Genomic DNA, 19,931 nt, shown 5'->3' with positions numbered 1-19,931 from the left:
ACGGGCTTCGGATCAAGAACCCGCCTAAGCTTGTACCAAATGGATACACCGAAGACTACCGAAGCTGCCCCCGCAGCCCTGCCCAAGCCGGGCCAAGGACTTGATGTTTTGGTCGAGTTAATCAGAGCCACCGCCCAGGGCAACCATGAAGCATTTGCTGAGCTGTATCGACTCACCTCGCGTCGGGTCTATGGCATGGCACGGCGGGTGTTGATTGATGCCGAGCTGGCCGAGGATGCTACCCAAGAGGTTTATCTGCAGATTTGGCAGAACGCAGCGAAATTTGATTCCAGCGCAGGTTCGCCGCTTGCTTGGCTCATGACGATTGCGCATCGTCGAGCGGTAGACAAAGTGCGATCGACGCAAAGTTCCACTGACCGGGAAGCCCGTTATGGTGCAGCCAGTCAAGGCATCGAACACGATGAAGTTGCCGATGCCGTTAGTGACAAAATTGACGCAGAATCAGTGGTCAAGTGCTTGGCTACTTTGACTGATACCCAGCAAGAATCGGTCAAACTCGCCTATTACGGCGGATTGACTTACCGCGAAGTCGCGGAGAAATTGGGCGCTGCGGTGCCCACCGTGAAATCACGGATCAGAGACGGACTATTGAGACTGAAATCATGTTTGGAGGTGAGCTGAAATGAGCGAAAACTTTGCAGAGGATATCTACTCTGACTTGGCCGCCGGCCGAGTCCTGGAACTTACAGAACTCTATGCGATCAATGCGGTAGCTGAGGAAGAGCGCTTTGCTATTGAGGCGAACCTAGAACAACTAGATTCATCAGCCCAAGCGGAATTTAATAACCGTGTTCGCCAGGCTCGCGAGACTTTGGCTAGCGCCTACGGCACGATCGAGGAAGAGCCTCCGGCTGGGTTATTCGACCGAATTCAGGCTCAAATTGCCGCCGCGGCAGTACCAACTCCAGCAGTCGCTAGCCCTGTTATTGACGAACTCGCTGCCCGACGCGAGCAACGTGGTGCAGGAGCAAAACGCCGTCCCCTGCGGACTTGGGTGCTTACTACGGCCGCCGCTGCCGTTATCGCGGTTGCTGGAACCCTTGGGGTAAATGGCATCATTCAGGCGCAGGACCCGGTCAACCAGGTGATCTCTGCCTCGGACGTCTCTACGCTCGATGTTTCCGTGCAAGGTGGCGGCCAAGCGAAGGTCAGCATTTCCAGTAGCAAAAATGCGGCAGTAGTTCGGATGGAAAATGTTGCGGCTCCGGCTAGCGGCACCACCTATCAACTCTGGCTTATCCCACAAAATGCGGCTGCTCCGGTTTCATTGGGTTTGATGTCATCCAGCACAGCTTTGGGCAAACCAGCTTTGGTCGATGGCATTGATAAGGGTCAAGCCCTGGCAATTACCGTCGAACCGTCTGGCGGTTCCAAGACGCCTACCACCACGCCGGTGATGATCGCCCAACTGCACGCCTAGAAGTAGCGGCAGATTATTCTTGGCAGCTACTTGACCTTGACGTAACGTCAACTAATAACGTGGTTTTCGGCCGGGAAAGTCCTGGTCACCGCCAGTTGAGTCGAGGTCAACATGTCCACGCCGAGGATGCTTGGAAACGATCTGAGCCAAGACTCTTGGGGAATTTCTGAGGTTGCTAAGATCGCCGGAATCTCCTCCAGGACGCTTCGACATTACGATCAGCTAGGTCTGTTGCCTCCCGCTTGGACTGCGCCAAATGGCTACCGCCATTATGCGCAAGGCGAGCTGCATCGATTGCAACGCATCCTGCTATTGCGCGAGTTGGGCTTGGGGCTGGACGCAATTGCCGAGGTACTAGACGGACAGGCTGATGAACGTCAGGCGCTTGACACTCATTACCGTTGGCTCATTGCGGAACGGGACCGGTTGACGCGTCTGGCCAAGACAGTTGAAACGACGTTGGCGGCTTTGGGCAAAGGAGAAAATATGTCAGCCCGAGAAATGTTCGAAGGGTTTGGAAAAGGACCCGTATCAGGAAGAAGCCATCCAGCGTTGGGGCAAGGAAGCTGTTGAGAAGTCGAAAGCAACCTGGTCTGCGATGGGCAAAGAGGGCCGAATGGCGGCTGCAGATGAATTCACCGCAATCAACGAATCGCTCGTCCAATGCCAAGAAGAAAAGCTGCCGGCCGACGACGTAAAAGTCCAGGCCGCGGTGGACCGGCACTACCGTTGGATCCTCTTAAGCTGGACGCCAGATGCGACAAGCTATCAAAACCTTGGCCAGATGTACGTCGATGATGATCGCTTCCGAGCGACTTATGAAAAAGTTGGCGTAAGCCCCGAGTTTTTACTTGAAGGCATCAAAGTTTACGCGGTAAATAAGCTCTAAAGGCATTGAGCTGCGGCCGGGAAATATCCGCCCGGCCGCAGCTCAGTCGCACCTACCCGCAGTCCTGGCGGGCTGTCAACGTCGAATTCGCTGCTATTTGCTCGGCGATCCGCCCGGCATCAATCGGCGTTGGATCGAACCAATTTGCCCCCGATCCGAGCAAACCGGACGTGCGGAAATAATAAAGCCCCGGAATCTCGGTGGCACCGTCCAGATGCCGAATCTGACCGGCCTCGTCCAGCGCGGCAGAATCAACCCAGCTGCAGTCTTGCTTCAACCCGGTAGCCCAAATAACACTGGTAACTCCAGCGGCAGCAAAGTCCAGCAGTTCAGGTTCAGCAAGCGGTGCTCGAGCTACCGAGGGCGCTTCGCGCGGAGCATCAATATTTCGGTCCGCAACATAGGCATCCACCATCCCTTTGAAACCTCGGTTAAAGGCGTCCGCATTTTCCAGTGAGAAATTGACCGTTGGCTCGAAATAGACTGCCGCTGCTGAGATTTTGGCGATCCGACCGTAAAGTTGCATACCGCGATCGGCAAAGTCGTAAAGGTCGATGTCTCGGCCGCCATCGCGCCCGGTGACATAAGGCGAAGTCAACTTATCCCGCCCCAACGAGATTCCGGATATCCGACCGTCTCGGCCAAGTTCGTCGAGCCAATCCAACATGTCTTTGCCACGATAGAACCGTGAGTATCTGGGCGCCTTGCCAAGCGCAAGATGAACTTGGCGTCCTTCCAACATCAGATCCTCGGCAATTTGAGTACCTGATTGGCCAGAGCCAACTACCAACACGCCACCGGCAGGCAACTGCGCGGCATTGCGGTAGGCCATCGAATGAATCTGATGCAATGACTCGGGCAGATCTGCGGCCAGCTCCGGTGTGAACGGCACTTGGAATGCACCGCCAGTAGCCAACACCACATTGCGCGCTTCCAAGCACCCTTGGCTGGTTTGGAGGACGAATCCGCCAGCTTCAGCGGTTACCGATTCGACGTTCACGCCTTCACGAATTTCCGCGCCAACGACCCGAACCTACTCCTTCAACCAACCAAAGATCTCGTCTTTAGCCATGAAGCCGTGCGGGTCATCCCCCAGATAGGAATATCCGGGTAATTGACACATCCAGTTGGGCGTTACCAAAGTGAAGTTGTCCCAGCGATCGTCTCGCCAGGCATGCACTGCTGATGCACGTTCCAAAATTATTGGATGTTCGCCTCGTTGCTGCAGTTCCCAAGCCAAAGCCAAGCCGGATTGGCCAGCCCCAATGATGACCGTGCCAATTTTCTGACCGTTTTCGGACATGGCGCCTCCCTCACATGGTGAATAGTAAGGACAACCTTAGACACCAAAATGAGAGCCATTATTATAATGTGAAAAATGCCACAGATGCTTGCCAATCCGGGCCAGATGTAGCCTATGACTTACTGTCTGCGTCGGTTGATTTCCTCAACGGCTTGCGGCAAGACTTTGAATAGATCGCCAACAATGCCCAGGTCTGCAATTTCGAAAACTGGCGAATCCGCGTCCTTGTTAACCGCCACGATGAGTTTGGCGGTTTGCATACCAGCTTTTTGCTGAATCGCGCCCGAGATTCCGACTGAAATATAGAGTTGTGGCGATACCGTTTTGCCGGTCTGCCCGACTTGCGCCGCATGGTCAATCCAACCCGCATCAGTTGCTGCGCGCGAAGCGCCAACGGCCGCACCAAGGGCGTCCGCTAAAGCTTCAACCGGACCAAAATCGCCGTCGACCCCGCGACCACCTGCCACCACGATTCGAGCATCACTTAGTTCTGGTCGTCCGTTAGCTGGCCTGTCGGTGCGCTCAAGAACCTTGCTGCCCCATGCCGCCGTAGAAAAATCGACAGTCACGCTTTCTAGAACGGCTTGCTGAGGGTTTGGTGAAACTTCTGGCTCAGTACTATTCGATTTCAGCGCGATCACTGACACCGGACTGGTAGTTTTTGCTCGCACCGAATACGAACCTGCCAACACTGACTTTTCGGCCACCAGCTGCTCATCTAGTCCGACGGCATCAGAAATCACCCCTGCAGCTAGCGAAACGGCTACCCGAGCCGCAATGTCCTTTTGCTCCGAAGAGTTTCCGGTGAGAACCGCACGGGTGCCAACTTTGACCGCAATGGTGGCCAGAAATTCGGCTTTGGGTACTACTGAATAATTCGTCAGCTCAGCTTGTTCGCTGGAAAATACCTGCACGACTCCATAGCTGCCCAGCTCGGCCAATACTCCCGCTGGGACTACGCCGACGACGACGGCTACCGGAGTTCCGGCACGGTGCGCAAAGGTCAGTAATTCTCGGTGCGCTTTGCCAAGCGAATCGCCAGGCTGATCAATAAAGACAACAATGTCACTCATAGTAGATTTCCCCGCGCTCTCTTAAAGCAGTTTCTGTTCAACAAGGAAGTCCACCAGCTTGATGCCGGCATCTCCATTGTCCGTAATGATGTTTCCCGCGCTGCGTGGCGGCCGAGTCGAAGCCTCGGTGATAGTGGTCAAGGCCCCTTGGCTGCCCACTGAATTTGGGTCGATGCCTAAATCTGCCAGCGATACCACGGTGACTTTGCGCTTTTTGGCCGCCATCATGGCTTTGAAATTTGGATACCGCGGGTCATTGACCTGGTCTGTTACTGAGACCAGAGCTGGCAAGCTAGCTTCGAGCAATTCGGAGTATCCATCGCCGTCGTGTCGAGCCTGCACGGTGTCGCCGTCGACTTCAAGGGTTGAAGCAAAGGTAATCTGCGCAATGCCTAGCCTCGCCGCAAGCTGCGCTGGAACCATTGAGGTTTCGCCGTCGGTGGAAGCCATTCCGGTCAGCACCAAATCAACGCTGCCCAGCGAACCGATCAGCGCAGCCAGAGCAACAGACGTTCCTGTCACATCGGAGCCTGCCAGGGCCGGATCACTCAGATGTACGCCTTCGTAGGCGCCAATTTTAAGCGCCTTTTTGACGGCGGCTTGCGCCGACTCCGGACCCACCGTGATGGCAATGACTCGGTTCCCCGCCGATTCTCCGCCGCGCTCTTCAGAAAGCTTCAAGGCGGCTTCGATCGGATACTCGTCCAGCTCGGACAAGATGCTCTCAGATCGATCAACAGTATGCTGCGGACCAGCCAACTGCCTGTCAAACTGGGCATCAGGTACGTATTTGACCAGCACCGCAATCGTCAGCGGTGCTGATGAGTTGCCGTCTGTTCGGCTTGCTTTGGCCATGCTCGGAAAACCTCTCCTGGTGGGCGAACCTCTCCTTCGGAGCTTAGTGGATTCCCGCCGTCACGGACATTCCATGTGTCGAATCTGTCATCCCGAGGTATGGGTCAGCGCGCCGAATCTCCTGCTAGAGCCCGATGCCGCGACACCACAATGGAACGGATGCTAGAGCTATGAATTCAATCATCCTCAGCACTCGCAACCTACAGAAAAGCTATGGTTCGCAGAACAACACTATTGCGCTGGCCGGAATCGAGGTGAATCGCCCCGGTGTGTCCGGAGACTTTCTTGTTTGAGAGGATCAGGACATGGCAGGGAAAACTACGACACGGTATCCGCAGGAGTTGAAGGATCGTACGGTGCGCATGGTGGCGGAGATGGAGGGTGCATCTTCGGAGTGGGCGGCGATGCAAAAAGTTGCCCAGCTTTTGGGTGTGGGTGTGCCGGAAACGGTGCGTAAATGGGTCCGGCAAGCCGAGATCGATGTTGGTACTAGAACTGGAACAACGAGCACGGAATCGGCCGAGCTGAAACGGTTACGGCGTGAGAACGCTGAGCTGAAACGGGCGAACGCGATCCTTCGGAGTGCTTCAGCTTTTTTCGCGGTCGAACTCGACCGCCACAACACTGATCGTGAAATACATCAAGGACCATGCCGGTCACCGCGAGAATAATGGATTGCGGTGGGGTGTCGAGTCGATCTGCCAGGTGCTTACTGGGACGGGGTGAAGACCACCCCGTCCACGTACTACGAATGGGTGGATAAAACACGATCTCACCGAGAACAACGTGATGAGGTGCTCAAGCCCGTGATCCAGAAGGTGTATGCCGCTAATTACGGGGTTTACGGCACCAGGAAAGTCTGGTTGGCGATGAACCGTGAAGGTGTGCCGGTGGCCAGGTGCACGGTAGAACGGCTCATGGGGTTACTTGGCATACAGGGTGCGGTCCGTGGCAAGGTCAAACGCACCACGATCAAAGACTCGAAGGCAGCCCGAGCGAAGGACTTGGTCCGCCGTGATTTCACACCAACGGCACCGGATCGGCTATGGGTAGATGATTTCACCTATGTTTCGACCTGGTCCGGGTGGGTCTATGTTGCCTTCGTGATCGATGCTTACTCTCGGAGGATCCTGGGCTGGTCAGCGAGTGCTTCTATGAACACCGTGCTAGTGCTCAACGCAGTTAATCAGGCAATCTGGAGTCGTGAACGGGCCGGGGCTGAGATTTCCGGGGTGATTCATCATCACGATGCCGGGGCTCAATACGCCTCCTTGGCCTTCACCGAACGCCTGGCCCAGACCGGTATCCGCCCCTCGATCGGTTCTGTGGGTGATAGTTACGACAACGCCTTGGCGGAAACCATCAACGGGCTTTATAAGACCGAGCTGATCAAACCCGGCAAGCCCTGGCGGACTCTAGAAGAAGTCGAAATCGGCACCGCTGAATGGGTCGATTGGTACAACCACCGAAGGCTCTACCAGTACTGCGGAGACATCCCACCAGTAGAGCTAGAAAACCACTACTACAATCACTACCAGAGCACGGCAGCCGCCGACAGGCTCATCGTCTGAGAAACCCTCAGGACACACCGGAGCGATTCAATGTGGATTTGCTCAGTGGTGAATCCGTAGCCATCATGGGCGCTTCCGGTTCTGGAAAAACTACGCTGTTGCATTGTTTGGCCGGCATCATTACCCCTGATGCGGGTTCCGTGACGTTAACCACTGCCGCCGGCTTACAAACCATCAGCTCCTTACGTGAGACTGAGCGGTCAAGGCTCCGTCGCGAGTCCTTTGGTTTCGTCTTCCAGTAAGGATTGTTACTTCCTGAGCTGACCGCGCTGGAAAATGTTGCGCTAGCCCTGATGCTCAACGGCAGCAATCGAGAACTAGCCGAAGGTTACGCTGCGCGCTGGCTTACGGCTCTTGGCTTGGGTGGCATGGAGCAACGCCGAATTGGCGAGCTTTCCGGCGGACAGGCCCAACGTGTTGCCATTGCCCGCGCACAGGTAACCGGCGCCAATGTGATCTTTGCCGATGAGCCCACCGGTGCTCTCGACTCAAATACCTCCGCCGAGGTGATGGACGCATTATTGGACAGCACTGTGGGGATGGGAAAGACCTTGGTTGTTGTCACTGACCCCTCAGTTGCCGCGCGATGCGGCCGGCTGATCGAGCTTCGCGACGGCCGCGTTGTTCGCGACGGCCGCGTTGTTCGCGACACCGCTCAGGAGCAGTTTCCAGCCTCAGCTTCTGCCCCAAGTTCGACGGCGATTAGCACAAGTTGGTCGGTCCAATGAGCCTCGATTTGGCATTGCAGGCACCCGCTGCTGGTAAATCCCTGGGCTTCGTCACCGCCATTCGACTGAGTCGGCTCACGGCCCGTGGCGGCGCGGGGCGCAGTACACTCATTTTACCGGTCTTCGCGTTTACCTTGACTACGGCATTGCTGCTGACAGTGTTATCGTGGGCGTTGTCCTTCTTCCGCTGGAATGACGAAACTGGCGGTTTCTATCAAATACTCGCCGGAATCGCCGTCGCATTACTGGCGGTCCCGTTAATTGCCTTAGGTGGTTCTGCCGCTCGACTTTCCGCACGGCGTCGCGATGACAAGTTGTCCACGCTTCGGCTGCTCGGTGCTACGCCTGCACTCGTGGGCACCATGACGGTTTTGGAATCCAGTGCACTGGCGCTTATCGGGGCTTTTGCCGGCGTGGCTGGCTACTTTGTGCTGCTACCAGTCGTGGCATTGATTCCGTTCCGCGGCAATCCGCTGGGCTTCGACGCCTTGTTGCTCAACCCGCTAATCATTGCTGCCGTTGTCCTCTTCATCGCGATCCTGTCCGTGCTCAGCTCGGCGATTGGCTTACGCCGGGTGAACATTTCACCGTTGGGCGTGCGTACCCGTGCGAATCCGCCGAAGGTCGCTGCACTACGCATTGTATTGGGGGTTCTGGTCGTTGCCGGGGTCTACGCGGCGATGTCCAACTTGGCTTTAGCCCCGTCGATTCTTGCCATGGGAATCGTCTTGGTAGTCGGCTTTGGCGGCGTCCTGGGCTTACTGAACCTCATGGGCCCGGCAGTGATTCGCGGCATCGCAAAACGGCAGCTCCGCCGGGCCGTGAGGCCAGCAAAGCTCTTGTCCGCCCGGCAAATCTTGGACTCGCCTAAGGCAGCCTGGCGGCAAGTGTCTGGTGTGGCGATGACTAGTTTCATGGCGGTATTTACCGGCGTTGGATTAGCGGTCATCAGCACGGCCGAGTCTTCTGGTTCAAACAGTGGGGATGACCTCTATATTGATTGCAGATATCCGTACTGGAGTAATCATCACCGTGGTCGTTTCATTCCTGATGGTGGCCTGTTCGGTAGGCGTCAACCAGGCATCGCAAATCTTGGACCGCGCCGACGTTTTGGTCAGCTTGGACCGGTTTGGGGCACCTAGGCGGGTCCTTGAAGCTGCGCGCGCTCGTGCCGTCATGGTGCCGCTCTGTGTTGTTTCACTCGGCTCGGCCGTTATTGCAGCAGTGGTGCTTTTCCACTCACTGCACTTCCACTGTTGACTAATCCAGCCACTGTGCTCAGCTGTTTAGCAGCAGGAATCGCCCTGGTGTGGCTCAGCCTGAAATCTACCTCACCCGTAGTTTCGACTGTCTTACGCGCACCAGAGCGATTCTGATCTAAACCGAAACCGCTCCCGCGCTTCTTCGACCAGCTGGTCACTTACAGAAGCACGGGAGCGGATTCGTTAGTTTTTAGCCGTTGCTCTTCGCGTCGAGCGTGACGTCTACCGATTGCGATTGGCCACCACGAGTGAAGGTCACCTTGACCGTGGCCCCGGCTTGCTGCTCCATAACTGCGGCGGTGAGCGAGGACGCGTCGTCAATCACCCGGCTGCCGAAATTGGTGATGACATCACCTTGTTTGAGACCGGCTTTCGAGGCTGCCGAGCCATCGGTTACCGAGGCGACCAAGGCACCAACCGAGAACTGGCTGCTGGATTGCTGGTTACTGCTGCTGTCATCGCCAGGTGCTTTTGGCTGAACGCTGACGCCAAGCATTCCGTGCGTGGCGCTGCCGTTCTTGATGATCTGTTGCGAGACCCACTTAGCAGTATTGATCGGAATTGAGAAGCCAACACCAATGTTTCCGCTTGATCCTTCGCTCGATCCCGAACTGGCGCCGGCAATTGCTACGTTGACACCAATGACTTGACCGCTAGAGTTGACCAACGCGCCACCCGAGTTGCCGGGATTGATTGCCGCGTCAGTTTGGATCACGTTGAGATTGATCGAACCTTGAGCGCTGCTATTGGGAGTTGAACCGTCCGGTGGCGCAAAGTTGAACCCTCCGTTGCCCTTGCTGGAGCTACCATCGCTCGAAGTGTCACCCTGGCTCTTCGGCGCAGCCGAAGAAGCTACCGAAATAGTGCGATTATTCGAAGAAATGATGCCGTCGGTCACGGTATTACTCAAGGAAAGCTGCAATGGTGTGCCGATAGCGATGACAGTGTCCCCCACGTTGGTCTTCGACGAATCGCCGAGTTCAGCGGGTGTGAGATTTGGTGCATCAATTTTGACGACCGCCAAGTCATTGAGCGGATCGGTGCCAACGACCTTGGCATTGAACAGGCGTCCGTCATTGAGTTTGACCTGCAATGTTGGGTTAGCAACCTTGCCATCCAGCGTGACCACGTGGGTATTGGTCAAGATGTTGCCATCCGTATCCAAAATAATGCCCGAGCCACTGCCGGCCGAATTTCCGCTGCTCACCGCAATAGTCACTACGGAGGGGGATGCTTTTTGTGCGGCGACAGTCACGGCATTGACCTTGTCCGGGTTGTTCACCACAACCGGAGCGTTTTGGTTTTGTTGTTGTGAAACCGAGGAGGAGCGGTTGCCGTTCAAAAGGGCAGAACTTCCTGCGGCCGCCCCGCCGCCGATCAAAGCGGCAATCACCATGCCACTAATCAGAACCCCGGCACCGAAACGCTTTTTTTCCGTTTTGACGGGCGAGGCGCCTGGTGCCGGTGTGGGAGTGCCAAAAGCACCGTTGCACGCGCCAGCTTGCCCGTAGTGCGGCGTTGCGCCCGGTGTTTGGTTAGCCGTTGGCACCTCGTGACCGGGCTGAGTGCCATATGAAGCACCGCCCGCATATTGGCCGTGCCGCGGCTGGTGTACCGGCTGCGTCGGCAGCATCGGTTGCGGCTGCGTCGGCTGGGGGTCAGCTGGCTGTGCGCTGATCGGCTCGGTCGGTTGCGGCTCAGTTGGCTGGGAGTCAGCCCAGGACTGCGACGGGCTAGTGAATGAGCTCTGCGAAAGCCGCTCGGTCTGATGAGTCTCAGTTTGATTTGTCTCAAGCGGACTAGCCTCGGAAGGCTCGCTGTGCTGAGCGGCGCTACTTTCCGGGCTCACTGCTGCGCCGTCAGCGGCTTCACTCTTCGATTCATTACCGCCTTCGACTGAGTCCCACCAGCCGTGCTTCGGCTGTTTGTTCTCCTCGTTCGGCGTCGGACCGTTGATCTGATCAGACATTCTCTGTCCCCTGCTCTGCTCGTTGTGATCTTGGTTCAACTATCGAGGGCCGATATAAGTTGATTGCGAAAGTTCGCTGGACACTACCTGTGAGAAAGGTGAAAGTATGCGGGGCTTACTATTCTGTGGTTCCTCTGTGTTTTCGCCAGTATTCGCTAAGAATGCCTACCGCTGTCGTCTTTTTCGCCAGCGGCGTAGTCAGTAAGGGCCCTGACGATGGACTGGCCGGAACATACACCCATAGTATTGAAATAAGCGTTGAGAGCGGCGCGGCAAGGTCGGAATTCGATAGTAGCCACGTCCACATACTGAAGGAATGCCATGCGGATGCTCAGCAGAATTCTCGTTGCGACGGGGCTAGCCGTTGCGCTGGCTCTGCCTGCCGCCGGTGCGCAGGCAGCAATCGCGGTAGCGGAACCGCCCGTGAGCATCCCTGCTGGCCAAAACATCATCGACGATTCAAACGCACTTGGCAGCCGAAAAGGTGAGGTTCAAGCAGCAATCACGAAATTGCTGAATGAGAAGAAGTACAACCTCTACGTGGTGATTGTCAAGAACTTTGAAAACCCCAGCGATCCTTCGCAGTGGGCAGCGCAAGTTGCCAAGAATAAGTCGATGGGTGCTAATGACCTGATCCTGGCCATTGCCACGGAACAAGGCAAAGCCACTCTGCAAAAAAGCGATAAGAGCAAAATCACCACCGCTCAGCGCGCCAGTATCAATGAAAACGCGGTAACCGCGAATCTTGCTGGCGGCAAAAAGGATTATGCACAGGCGGCAATAGATACCGCAGCCGCCATTGGCGACGCGGTCGGCGGCGGCAAAGGCACCGTACCCAATCCAGCAGGGGGAATCGTGGGAACAGTCATCTTCTTAGTACTAGTGGCCGGCGCCGTAGTGGCCTTTGTCGTCGTTCGACGTCGTCGGAAAGAAAAAGCGGCAATTGCTACCGCTTCCGGATACAGCCCTAGCGGTGAACAGCTTGATCCGATGGCTGGCACCAGCGTCGAAGAGCTGCGCACCAAAGCCGGTTCAATGCTGATCGCTGCCGATGACGCCGTTAAATCGAGTGACCAAGAAATCAGCTTCGCCCAAGCCGCTTATGGCGATGAAGCAGTCAAACCGTTCCAGACTGCTTTGCTCGAGGCAAAAGGGCATCTTACTGAGTCCTTCAAGTTGCAACAGCAGCTCGACGACGAAATTCCAGACACCATTGAGCAGCAACGTTCTTGGTACGGTGAAATTATTCGCCGGTCGGAGGCAGCCAACCAAGCACTCGCGGAACAGAAGAAGAGCTTCGATTCGCTGCGCGAGTTAGAGAAGAATGCCCCGCAGGCGCTAGCAAATGTTTCCGCTAAATCGCAACAAGTCCGAGCAGGACTGCAGACCGCACAAGCTACGCTGAGCGATCTTCAGGGCCGCTATGCAGATTCAGCGACCGCGACAATCAAAGACAATATTGGCCAAGCTCAAGAACGGCTCACCTTCGTTGACACTGCTTCGCAGCAGGCCAGTCAACGGCTCAGCGCGCAAGATGCCTCCGGAGCTGCCGTGGCGGTGCGCGCTGCCGAAGAAGCTTTGCACCAAGCCAGCTTGCTTGAGGACGCTATTGGTAAGGTTTCTGCCGATTTACAAAGCGCAGCCACTAACTTGCCGGCAGCGATCGCAGAAGCTCAGACTGACCTGGCCAAAGCCAAGGCAATGGTTGCGGCAAGCCAGAATACGCAAGCCGCTGGCCAAGTTTCGGCAGCCGAGTCAGTGATCAATCAGGCTCAGGCCCAGCTGAATTCCGGCAAAATCGATCCCACTGCGCTTTTGCAACAGGTCGAAACTGCACACACGAATCTTGATCAGTTGCTCAGCGGCATCAGAGATCAACAACAACAAGCGCAACGCGCTCAAGCTTCGCTGCAACAGGCCATTATGAACGCGCAGGCTCAGATCTCGTCAGCACAGGATTACATTGCTGCTCGACGCGGCGGCGTCGGAGCTGAAGCACGCACCCGTATCGCTGAAGCGCAACGAAACCTCGATTATGCGCTGTCAATACAGAGATCTGATCCGGTCAGCGCGCTCACCTACGCCAACCAGGCAATCACGCTAGCGCAACAGGCCACTCAACTCGCACAATCAGATGTCGACGGTTTTGGTCTAGCCAATTCCGGCTATGGCGGCGGTTATGGCAACCGCGGCGAGGGCGGCGGTTTTGGTGGCGGCTTCGGCGGCGCGATTCTTGGTGGCATTCTTGGCGGCATGCTTTCTGGCGGCCACAACAACAATAACTTTGGTGGCGGCGGCTTTGGCAGCTGGAGTTCCGGAGATTCTAGCGGCGGCTTTGGCGGCGGAGATTCCGGCGGCGGTTGGGGTGGCGACTCTGGAGGCGACTCCAGCTTCTAAGCCCCGTGAGTAACGAACCCGGCACGTGAAGCAGTATCAGTAGCCAAGACCGTTTATTTTTGGCAGTCTACCTACAGAACAGCAGTACTCAGCTCGGCGAAATCTCCCACAATCGAAGTTCAACAATCGCAGAACGAAAGGTAACACGATGGCAAAGCAGTCAATCTTTGGCCGCATTGGACAGTTGGCTAAGGCTAATATCAACGCGCTGCTTGATCAGGCCGAAGACCCGCAGAAAATGCTCGATCAAATGGTGCGCGACTACACCAATAACATCGCTGAGGCGGAGTCAGCAGTAGCACAGACCATCGGTAACCTGCGGATGCTGCAGGACGACTACAACGAAGACATCAAAAACGCGCAGGACTGGGGCAATAAAGCTCTGGCGGCAAGCCGTAAGGCGGACGAATTCCGCACTGCTGGCAATGCCACTGATGCACAAAAGTTCGACGACCTTGCCAAGGTCGCGCTGCAGCGCCAGATCTCCTCGGAGAATGAAGCCAAAACGGCAGAGCCTAATATCCAGTCCCAAGAGGCTGTTGTTGAGCAGCTCAAGACCGGGCTGAACCAGATGAAGGGCAAGCTCAACGAGCTGGCTTCTAAGCGCAACGAACTGGTAGCTCGCGCTAAGACAGCTCAAGCTCAGACGCAGGTTAACGATGCGCTCGGCAGCATCAACATTTTGGACCCAACCAGCGAGGTTGGCCGCTTCGAAGATAAGATTCGCCGCGAAGAAGCCAAAGTCCGTGGTCAGCAAGAACTGGCGTCTTCTAGCTTGGATGCGCAGTTCAATAGCCTAGAAGATTTGGGCGAGCAGACCGAAGTTGAAGCACGCCTGGCCGCGCTGAAAGCTAGCGCTACGCCAGCTGCTATTAGCGCGACGCCGGCCGCTCCGGCTGCGAACCCGGTACAGGCCGCGCCAGCAGCTACTCCGGTAGTCAACGAAGACGACTTCAAAACGCTCTAAGCTTTGTGAAACCCGTCTTTAGCTGAATAAGCAAACAGGAGGGCTCGAACCTGAGAACAGGTTCGAGCCCTCCTGTTTCATCAGCTGTTCGCTGCCAGCACAGCAGATTCGGCAAATTTCCGGACATTCGGTGATCAGCAGCTGCTACCGTTGAATTATGCGCCATAAGAATCAGCAGCAAGAGCACCAGCTCGCTGTTGTGCGCCATTTCTTCGGCTTTTTCGCACTTTTGGGTGTCTTGGCTGCAATCGTTATTCCGTTGCTTGGGCAGCAGGACGTACTCACCGTGGCTTTGACTGCGGCAGCAGTTGCCACGCTTGCCGCCGGGCTAGCAATGCTCGTTACGCGATCTACGGCGCGCCCCGCTGCCGTTCGATTAGTGGACCGTGACTACCCCGGTCCAGAAAAGTTCCGCGTCGCGGATGATCCGCAGCTGTCAGGACGCCCCCAACCTCCCGCACCGAATACGTCCTGCTCCGCGTAGCAGGACGTCCCTTCAACAACTTTCACCCTCCTCGCTACGCTGCGCGGCATCTTTTTGGCTGCCGCGCTTTTTCCAGCACTGACATTGCTTTGGCTAGCGGCCAGGCAACCATTCTTCAGCGAGGACATCATGAATATTTACGCTTTTCCACCATTGGCTTGGGCTCTAGAAATCGGTTACCAATTTCTGCACTGGCTCGCCTCAGTTCTTGAACCTTTTGCCGGGGCCGCGAGCGCGGGACTGGCTATTATTGCTCTGACAATTCTGGTTCGCACGGTGCTTATTCCGGCGGGGCTTTCCCAGGTAAGCGGCGAAATTGGCCGGGCCAGAATTGCGCCCCAGCTCAAAGAAATTCAACGGAAGCACGCAAAGAATCCGCAGCTGCTCAGCGAGAAGACTATGGCGCTCTACAAGTCAGAAGGCGTCTCAATGTTCGCCGGAATTGGTCCGGCGCTTTTACAGGCACCCGTGCTCATGGTGGTCTATGGCTTGTTTATCCTGGCGCAAATTGGCGGTCATGCCAATACCTTGCTCGATCAGGTTTTTGGTGGCGCTCCCCTGGGTCAATCAGTCGTGCATCTCGTTTCGACCGGATCGATGCTACCTGCCGGCTGGGTTTATGCAGGCGTGGTAGCGGTGATTCTCGCGGTGGCCGAGTACAACCGAAGTCGGGCGCTCCGGCTCAATGCAGCAGGGCAAGATCCAAGCGCAACGCAACCGGCGGGTACCGGTACGCTGGCTCGGATCTTGCCCTGGCTTTCCTACATCACTGCGGTTACCGCTTTGTTTTTTCCGCTGGCCGCCGCACTGTACTTGATGACAACTACCGTGTGGACCGCCGTCGAGCGAGCGATCATGCGTCGCGCTTTAGGCGGCAGCCCGGCACCTCAATTGAGTCCAGCTTGAAGCTCAGCCCAGCTTGACCTTCGGCTCCCCCAATGAAGTCAATCCGGTTCCGGAGCTGCGGCAAGCACCGCCGGAACCGGATTGGATCGCCTGGCGCAGGCAACCTCTTAATGCCAGTTGGCCCCAGTAGTTCGGGTGTAGCGATTCTTGAATGTAGTAGTCGCTAAATGCGGTACTCACGGTACGGATCTCGTTGACCCATTCGCTCACATCAGAGGCACCTTGACTCTTCCAGTTAGTCAGCGAGGTGTCATTGAGTTTTTTGGTTCCGCTGGCACATAGCTCGTGCCCGGAGAACAATTTCGAGATGTCCAAAAGGCTGCCATTGCTCAAGCCAGCACCGGACAGCCCGGCTTTGACAGTGGAGTTGATGGTCGGGAGAGCTGTCTTTGCCGCCCAATCCAAATCTGCATTCCAGAACCCGCAGCCGTAGGTGCTTTGCCGCGAGAATCCGGATTGTGGGTAAGGCATCTTGTCACTGGTAGGCAACGGTTGCGGATAGTTCTGCATGATGATCCGGTAGTCGGAATCCGCGTAGCCCGCATTGGTCATTGCTTGACGAATGTTTTTCAACGACGCCGAAATTTTACTGGCCACAGCCGTCACGTTCGACTGCGTGCAGTTGGCCTTCACCGAGTCATCATCCTTGCATAATCCTGGCGAAGACGAGGAGGTGGTCAAAAACTTTGTGACGCAAGTAGCTACTACGCTGGCGAAGTTCAAATCATTACCGCCCGCGGAGACGGCGACGGTACTGACCTTATTTTTTGCCGCGAACTGCTGTAGTGCCAACGCTTGGCCGATGTTCCCTTTTCCGTCATCGAAGAAATCTAATCCAGGCTTGAAGTAGCCTTTCGAATTCGTAAAGGTTGAAGTCTTCGAACCTGAGCAGGCCAGGTTGAGCGAGCTACCGCCACCCACTTTGATTTCGGCTGAAGTGGAGCGGTGGCATCGCTCAATGGTTTCAGCATTCCCGCCATCAAGATATGCGCCGCTGCCAAGCGCATCGACCTGAGCAGCATCTGAAGAGTTTCCGGCCGAGCGACCGCCCTCCCCGAGATATATGAATCGCCGAGGCTTACCGCCCAGGCAGCGCCCGACGGCGGCGCAGCTTGAGCCGGTGCGGCCAGCGAAATAGCGCTCGCCGCGAGTAGCGAAGTTGCAATGATTGCTGCTGCAGTGCGGAAAGAGAAGTTGTTTTTCACGCGATACCTGTTCCGACCCCACGCGTCATTGCGAAAGGTCTGTTCGTCCTTGAACTGACAGTTACTATCCGAGCGTTCTCTGGCTAACCGGAGCCTACCGAGAAGTTACCTATGAGTAAACATCTGCAAGACATCGCTAGAGCCGGTAGGTTCGAAGGTATGAAAAGCATGGTTTGGCTTCGAGATAACCTTCGTTTAACGGACAACCCGGCGTTGGCCAAAGCCTGTGCAACTGGACCAACCGCTGTTCTCTACGTTCTCGATGAAGTCTCCGAAGGCATCCGGCCACTCGGCGGTGCCACCCGGTGGTGGCTGCATCATTCGCTCCAGAACTTGGCTGCTGAAATTGCTGAGTTGGGCGGCTCGCTCATTCTGCGGCGCGGGAATGCTGCTGAGATTGTGCCGGAAGTTGCCCAAAAAACCGGTGCTGAGGCGGTGTTTTGGAATCGACGTTATGGCGGTGCCGAGCGTGCGATTGATTCGGAACTCAAGAGCGCGCTCACAAAAGCCGATTTCACCGTGCAGAGCTTTCAAGCCAATCTGCTTTTTGAGCCCTGGACGATTCAGCCCAAGGGTGCTGGGCCAGCTGAAAGTTCTGCTCATTACAAGGTTTTCACCCCGTTTTGGCGAGCTTGCCAAGAGTCAGCTGAACCTCGTCAGCCGTTGACTCGCATTGAATCATTCGCAGGTTTAACGGCGCCGAGCGATGTCTTAGATGATTGGGGGCTCTTGCCGAGTAAACCGGATTGGTCGCACGGTTTGGCTGCGGAATGGACGCCCGGCGAATCTGGCGCGGAAATTTAGGCTCAGCGACTTTTAGACCGTCGGGCCGAAAGCTATGCCGTGGCGCGCGATAACCCCGCAATGGCGGCCACCAGCAAATTAAGCCCGCACTTGCGGTTTGGCGAGCTCAGCCCATTCCAAGTTTGGGCAGCGTTACGTCAATCCCCTGGTATTGCCGCAGAAGACGAACGAGTCTTCCGTAGCGAAGTCGGTTGGCGTGAGTTTTGCTGGCATCTGCTTTATCACCACCCTGATTTGGCTGACACTAACTACCGACGCGACTTTGACGCCTTTCGCTGGCAGCCAGCTTCTGACTCAGAGCTATCGGTATGGTAGCATGGCCACACCGGTTACCAAATAATCGATGCTGGCATGCGTCAACTCTGGCAAACAGGTTGGATGCACAATCGAGTGCGGATGGTGGTGGCCAGCTTCCTCGTCAAAAATCTTTTGATCGATTGGCGTGAGGGCGAAAAGTGGTTCTGGGATACTTTGGTCGACGCCGATCTGGCCAGTAACCCGGCAAACTGGCAGTGGGTGGCTGGCTCCGGCGCAGACGCGGCGCCCTACTTTCGGGTCTTCAATCCCGTGACGCAATCAAAGAAATTCGATTCTGACGGCGACTATTTACGAAAATTTGTGCCCGAGTTGGCTGCTTTGGGCAGCAAAGAAATCCATGAACCCTGGAAAATCAAGCCCACCCTTGATGACAAACCGCTGGAATATCCTGATCCGTTGGTAGACCTCGGCGTATCCCGAGAACGGGCGCTTGAGGCTTACGCAGAACTGCGCGCAAAAGTAGCTGGAAGGAGCTAGCTCATGTCCCCTCGAAAGAATCCATCACTTAAAGATGAAGAACTCTACGAAAAACTCCGCGATGATGGCGCGTCCAAACAAAAAGCAGCACGAATTTCAAACGCAGCTGCGGCAAAAGGGCGAAGTGCTATTGCGCAGAAGGGCGGCAAGTCTGGCGATTACCAAGACTGGACCGTGCCTCATCTCAAAGCTCGTGCCAAAGAGCTTGGCCTCAAAGGTTATTCATCCATGCGGAAGTCCGGGCTAATCGCAGCCCTTCGCAATTCCTAGGCTTGCAGCCTTAGCGCAATTTCAGCAGTCGCAGCTGATGCCAGTAGTGGCTAGCGGCGCGGTGAGCGGATCGGTCTGCCGCAAAACGGGTCCGTCGTCGTTGAGCACTGGGAAGCCTTCCCGCGCCCAATATTCAAAGCCGCCGATCATTTCCTTGACTTGGTAGCCTAGCCGAGCGAATTCCAGTGCAGCTTTAGCTGCCCCGTTGCAGCCCGGGCCCCAGCAGTAAACCACTACCAAGCTATCGCGCGGAATAAGTTCCGAAGCCTTTTCCGCGATCATCGCCGTCGGCAGGTGTACGGCGTTAGCCGCTCGGCCTTGCCGCCATGAATCTTCGCCCCGGCTGTCCACCAAGACAAGACCGCTGCCACTTTGCCAGGCCGCATAGACATCAGAGGGGTCCGTCTCAAAGCGAAGTTTGTGGCTAAAGTGCTCGATTGCGTGCTGGTTATTTATCATGAAGCTGAGATTATTCAAGTTTCAGGTGTATTTGAAGATAGATATTCCGGCGTTCTACTGGAATAGCAAGACTTTTCACGGTATAATCCGAAGATTACCGGAGAAATCACATTCGATGCAATTGACACCAAAATTCTCGCCGAACTGCAACGTGATGGCCGCCAATCGGTCGCCGAGCTTGCCCGCAAGATCAACATGTCTAGCAGCGCTGCCACCGAGCGCTTACGCAGACTCGAAGAGTGCGGTGCCATCGCTGGCTACGCCGCTGTGGTCAACCCAGAACAGCTCGGTTACCCGTTATTGGCGTACTTGTGGTTGCGCTATCCCAGCAGCAAATATGAACCATTGCATGATCTGCTTGCTAAAACACCGGAGGTGCTTGAGGCGCACCATGTCACCGGTGACGACTGTTTCATTATGAAAGTAGCGGCATCGTCGATGCAGCATCTTGAACGTATAAGTGGCCGGATCGGGCAGCTTGGCTCAGTGACAACATCGGTGGTCTATTCCTCGGTATTGACCGGTCGCGAACTGCTACCCCACGTAAAGTAAG

At 56.0% G+C, this 19,931-nt stretch carries 19 protein-coding genes and 3 pseudogenes; 15 read left to right on the top strand and 7 right to left on the bottom strand.

The window, feature by feature from the left end; genetic code table 11:
- Positions 1-39 precede the first annotated feature (39 nt).
- The 4 genes from sigK (at position 40) to RSAL33209_RS18590 (ending at position 2,330) form a co-directional block, all read left to right on the top strand.
- A complete protein-coding gene (gene sigK / locus RSAL33209_RS05560) occupies positions 40-642 on the top strand; it encodes an ECF RNA polymerase sigma factor SigK (RefSeq protein WP_041684508.1) in 603 nt (200 codons plus the stop codon).
- A 1-nt stretch (position 643) separates the two neighbouring features.
- On the top strand, positions 644-1,441 hold the full coding sequence (locus tag RSAL33209_RS05555) for an anti-sigma factor (RefSeq protein WP_012244702.1): 798 nt from the start codon (positions 644-646) through the stop codon (positions 1,439-1,441).
- A 111-nt stretch (positions 1,442-1,552) separates the two neighbouring features.
- Positions 1,553-2,014, top strand: coding sequence for a MerR family transcriptional regulator (locus RSAL33209_RS18595; RefSeq protein WP_012244701.1), 462 nt, complete (start codon positions 1,553-1,555; stop codon positions 2,012-2,014).
- Entirely contained in the window at positions 1,956-2,330 is a 375-nt protein-coding gene (locus tag RSAL33209_RS18590; RefSeq protein WP_233494281.1) for a TipAS antibiotic-recognition domain-containing protein, read from the top strand. The genes RSAL33209_RS18595 and RSAL33209_RS18590 overlap by 59 nt, the downstream gene beginning before the upstream one ends.
- Before the next feature lie 52 nt (positions 2,331-2,382).
- On the opposite strand, the gene RSAL33209_RS05545 is transcribed toward RSAL33209_RS18590, so the two are convergent.
- From RSAL33209_RS05545 to RSAL33209_RS05535, 4 genes are all read right to left on the bottom strand, one after another.
- Positions 2,383-3,342, bottom strand: coding sequence for an NAD(P)-binding domain-containing protein (locus tag RSAL33209_RS05545; RefSeq protein WP_080503769.1), 960 nt, complete (start codon positions 3,340-3,342; stop codon positions 2,383-2,385).
- Between the two features lie 21 nt (positions 3,343-3,363).
- A complete protein-coding gene (locus RSAL33209_RS16040; RefSeq protein ID WP_012244698.1) occupies positions 3,364-3,633 on the bottom strand; it encodes an NAD(P)-binding protein in 270 nt (89 codons plus the stop codon).
- A 119-nt stretch (positions 3,634-3,752) separates the two neighbouring features.
- Complete coding sequence (locus RSAL33209_RS05540; protein ID WP_012244697.1) at positions 3,753-4,706, bottom strand: electron transfer flavoprotein subunit alpha/FixB family protein; 954 nt, start codon at positions 4,704-4,706, stop codon at positions 3,753-3,755.
- 21 nt (positions 4,707-4,727) lie between these two features.
- Positions 4,728-5,561, bottom strand: a complete 834-nt coding sequence (locus tag RSAL33209_RS05535) for an electron transfer flavoprotein subunit beta/FixA family protein (RefSeq protein WP_012244696.1) — start codon at positions 5,559-5,561, stop codon at positions 4,728-4,730.
- Positions 5,562-5,731: 170 nt separating this feature from the next.
- Between RSAL33209_RS05535 and RSAL33209_RS19165 the strand changes: the two genes are divergently transcribed.
- From RSAL33209_RS19165 to RSAL33209_RS05515, 4 genes and pseudogenes are all read left to right on the top strand, one after another.
- Positions 5,732-5,854, top strand: coding sequence for a hypothetical protein (locus RSAL33209_RS19165; RefSeq protein ID WP_267895929.1), 123 nt, complete (start codon positions 5,732-5,734; stop codon positions 5,852-5,854).
- Between the two features lie 12 nt (positions 5,855-5,866).
- Positions 5,867-7,132: pseudogene (locus tag RSAL33209_RS16940) on the top strand (IS3 family transposase).
- Positions 7,015-7,860: pseudogene (locus tag RSAL33209_RS05520) on the top strand (ABC transporter ATP-binding protein). Before RSAL33209_RS16940 ends, RSAL33209_RS05520 begins: the two co-directional pseudogenes overlap by 118 nt.
- Positions 7,857-9,002, top strand: a complete 1,146-nt coding sequence (locus RSAL33209_RS05515; protein ID WP_233494280.1) for an FtsX-like permease family protein — start codon at positions 7,857-7,859, stop codon at positions 9,000-9,002. Before RSAL33209_RS05520 ends, RSAL33209_RS05515 begins: the two are co-directional and overlap by 4 nt.
- Positions 9,003-9,312: 310 nt before the next feature.
- On the opposite strand, the gene RSAL33209_RS05510 is transcribed toward RSAL33209_RS05515, so the two are convergent.
- Complete coding sequence (locus RSAL33209_RS05510) at positions 9,313-11,091, bottom strand: trypsin-like peptidase domain-containing protein (RefSeq protein ID WP_049758845.1); 1,779 nt, start codon at positions 11,089-11,091, stop codon at positions 9,313-9,315.
- Positions 11,092-11,412: 321 nt separating this feature from the next.
- On the opposite strand from RSAL33209_RS05510, the gene RSAL33209_RS05505 reads away from it, so the two are divergent.
- The 4 genes from RSAL33209_RS05505 (at position 11,413) to RSAL33209_RS05490 (ending at position 15,845) form a co-directional block, all read left to right on the top strand.
- Complete coding sequence (locus tag RSAL33209_RS05505) at positions 11,413-13,488, top strand: TPM domain-containing protein (protein WP_012244689.1); 2,076 nt, start codon at positions 11,413-11,415, stop codon at positions 13,486-13,488.
- A 148-nt stretch (positions 13,489-13,636) separates the two neighbouring features.
- A complete protein-coding gene (locus RSAL33209_RS05500) occupies positions 13,637-14,455 on the top strand; it encodes a PspA/IM30 family protein (RefSeq protein ID WP_012244688.1) in 819 nt (272 codons plus the stop codon).
- 157 nt (positions 14,456-14,612) lie between these two features.
- Positions 14,613-14,939 carry a hypothetical protein gene (locus RSAL33209_RS05495; protein WP_012244687.1) on the top strand — a complete coding sequence of 109 codons (327 nt, stop codon included), beginning with the start codon at positions 14,613-14,615 and terminating at the stop codon, positions 14,937-14,939.
- Between the two features lie 129 nt (positions 14,940-15,068).
- A complete protein-coding gene (locus tag RSAL33209_RS05490) occupies positions 15,069-15,845 on the top strand; it encodes a YidC/Oxa1 family membrane protein insertase (RefSeq protein WP_041685250.1) in 777 nt (258 codons plus the stop codon).
- Positions 15,846-15,848: 3 nt separating this feature from the next.
- On the opposite strand, the gene RSAL33209_RS05485 is transcribed toward RSAL33209_RS05490, so the two are convergent.
- Positions 15,849-17,072 (bottom strand): SGNH/GDSL hydrolase family protein, encoded by a 1,224-nt coding sequence (locus tag RSAL33209_RS05485; RefSeq protein WP_012244685.1) that lies wholly within the window; start codon positions 17,070-17,072, stop codon positions 15,849-15,851.
- Between the two features lie 137 nt (positions 17,073-17,209).
- Here RSAL33209_RS05485 and RSAL33209_RS05480 point away from each other — a divergent pair.
- Both RSAL33209_RS05480 and RSAL33209_RS05475 read left to right on the top strand, forming a co-directional pair.
- A pseudogene (locus RSAL33209_RS05480) lies at positions 17,210-18,649 on the top strand (cryptochrome/photolyase family protein).
- Between the two features lie 3 nt (positions 18,650-18,652).
- On the top strand, positions 18,653-18,919 hold the full coding sequence (locus tag RSAL33209_RS05475; protein WP_012244681.1) for a DUF7218 family protein: 267 nt from the start codon (positions 18,653-18,655) through the stop codon (positions 18,917-18,919).
- Between the two features lie 21 nt (positions 18,920-18,940).
- On the opposite strand, the gene RSAL33209_RS05470 is transcribed toward RSAL33209_RS05475, so the two are convergent.
- A complete protein-coding gene (locus tag RSAL33209_RS05470; RefSeq protein WP_041684506.1) occupies positions 18,941-19,378 on the bottom strand; it encodes a rhodanese-like domain-containing protein in 438 nt (145 codons plus the stop codon).
- A gap of 93 nt (positions 19,379-19,471) precedes the next feature.
- Here RSAL33209_RS05470 and RSAL33209_RS05465 point away from each other — a divergent pair, with 93 nt between their 5' ends.
- Complete coding sequence (locus tag RSAL33209_RS05465; protein WP_041684504.1) at positions 19,472-19,930, top strand: Lrp/AsnC family transcriptional regulator; 459 nt, start codon at positions 19,472-19,474, stop codon at positions 19,928-19,930.
- Position 19,931: the final 1 nt, after the last annotated feature.

The organism is Renibacterium salmoninarum ATCC 33209, assembly GCF_000018885.1.
GTDB classification, from domain to species: Bacteria; Actinomycetota; Actinomycetes; order Actinomycetales; family Micrococcaceae; genus Renibacterium; species Renibacterium salmoninarum.
The sequence above is the reverse complement of the archived record's forward strand: the minus strand, read 5'-3'. Positions and strand labels throughout refer to the sequence as shown.

Coding starts and splice junctions, on each gene's coding strand:
- sigK (WP_041684508.1), top strand. CDS start 40: ATGGATACACCGAAGACTACCGAAGCTGCCCCCGCAGCCCTGCCCAAG.
- RSAL33209_RS05555 (WP_012244702.1), top strand. CDS start 644: ATGAGCGAAAACTTTGCAGAGGATATCTACTCTGACTTGGCCGCCGGC.
- RSAL33209_RS18595 (WP_012244701.1), top strand. CDS start 1,553: ATGTCCACGCCGAGGATGCTTGGAAACGATCTGAGCCAAGACTCTTGG.
- RSAL33209_RS16040 (WP_012244698.1), bottom strand. CDS start 3,633: ATGTCCGAAAACGGTCAGAAAATTGGCACGGTCATCATTGGGGCTGGC.
- RSAL33209_RS05540 (WP_012244697.1), bottom strand. CDS start 4,706: ATGAGTGACATTGTTGTCTTTATTGATCAGCCTGGCGATTCGCTTGGC.
- RSAL33209_RS05535 (WP_012244696.1), bottom strand. CDS start 5,561: ATGGCCAAAGCAAGCCGAACAGACGGCAACTCATCAGCACCGCTGACG.
- RSAL33209_RS19165 (WP_267895929.1), top strand. CDS start 5,732: ATGAATTCAATCATCCTCAGCACTCGCAACCTACAGAAAAGCTATGGT.
- RSAL33209_RS05515 (WP_233494280.1), top strand. CDS start 7,857: ATGAGCCTCGATTTGGCATTGCAGGCACCCGCTGCTGGTAAATCCCTG.
- RSAL33209_RS05510 (WP_049758845.1), bottom strand. CDS start 11,091: ATGTCTGATCAGATCAACGGTCCGACGCCGAACGAGGAGAACAAACAG.
- RSAL33209_RS05505 (WP_012244689.1), top strand. CDS start 11,413: ATGCGGATGCTCAGCAGAATTCTCGTTGCGACGGGGCTAGCCGTTGCG.
- RSAL33209_RS05500 (WP_012244688.1), top strand. CDS start 13,637: ATGGCAAAGCAGTCAATCTTTGGCCGCATTGGACAGTTGGCTAAGGCT.
- RSAL33209_RS05495 (WP_012244687.1), top strand. CDS start 14,613: ATGCGCCATAAGAATCAGCAGCAAGAGCACCAGCTCGCTGTTGTGCGC.
- RSAL33209_RS05490 (WP_041685250.1), top strand. CDS start 15,069: ATGAATATTTACGCTTTTCCACCATTGGCTTGGGCTCTAGAAATCGGT.
- RSAL33209_RS05475 (WP_012244681.1), top strand. CDS start 18,653: ATGTCCCCTCGAAAGAATCCATCACTTAAAGATGAAGAACTCTACGAA.
- RSAL33209_RS05470 (WP_041684506.1), bottom strand. CDS start 19,378: ATGATAAATAACCAGCACGCAATCGAGCACTTTAGCCACAAACTTCGC.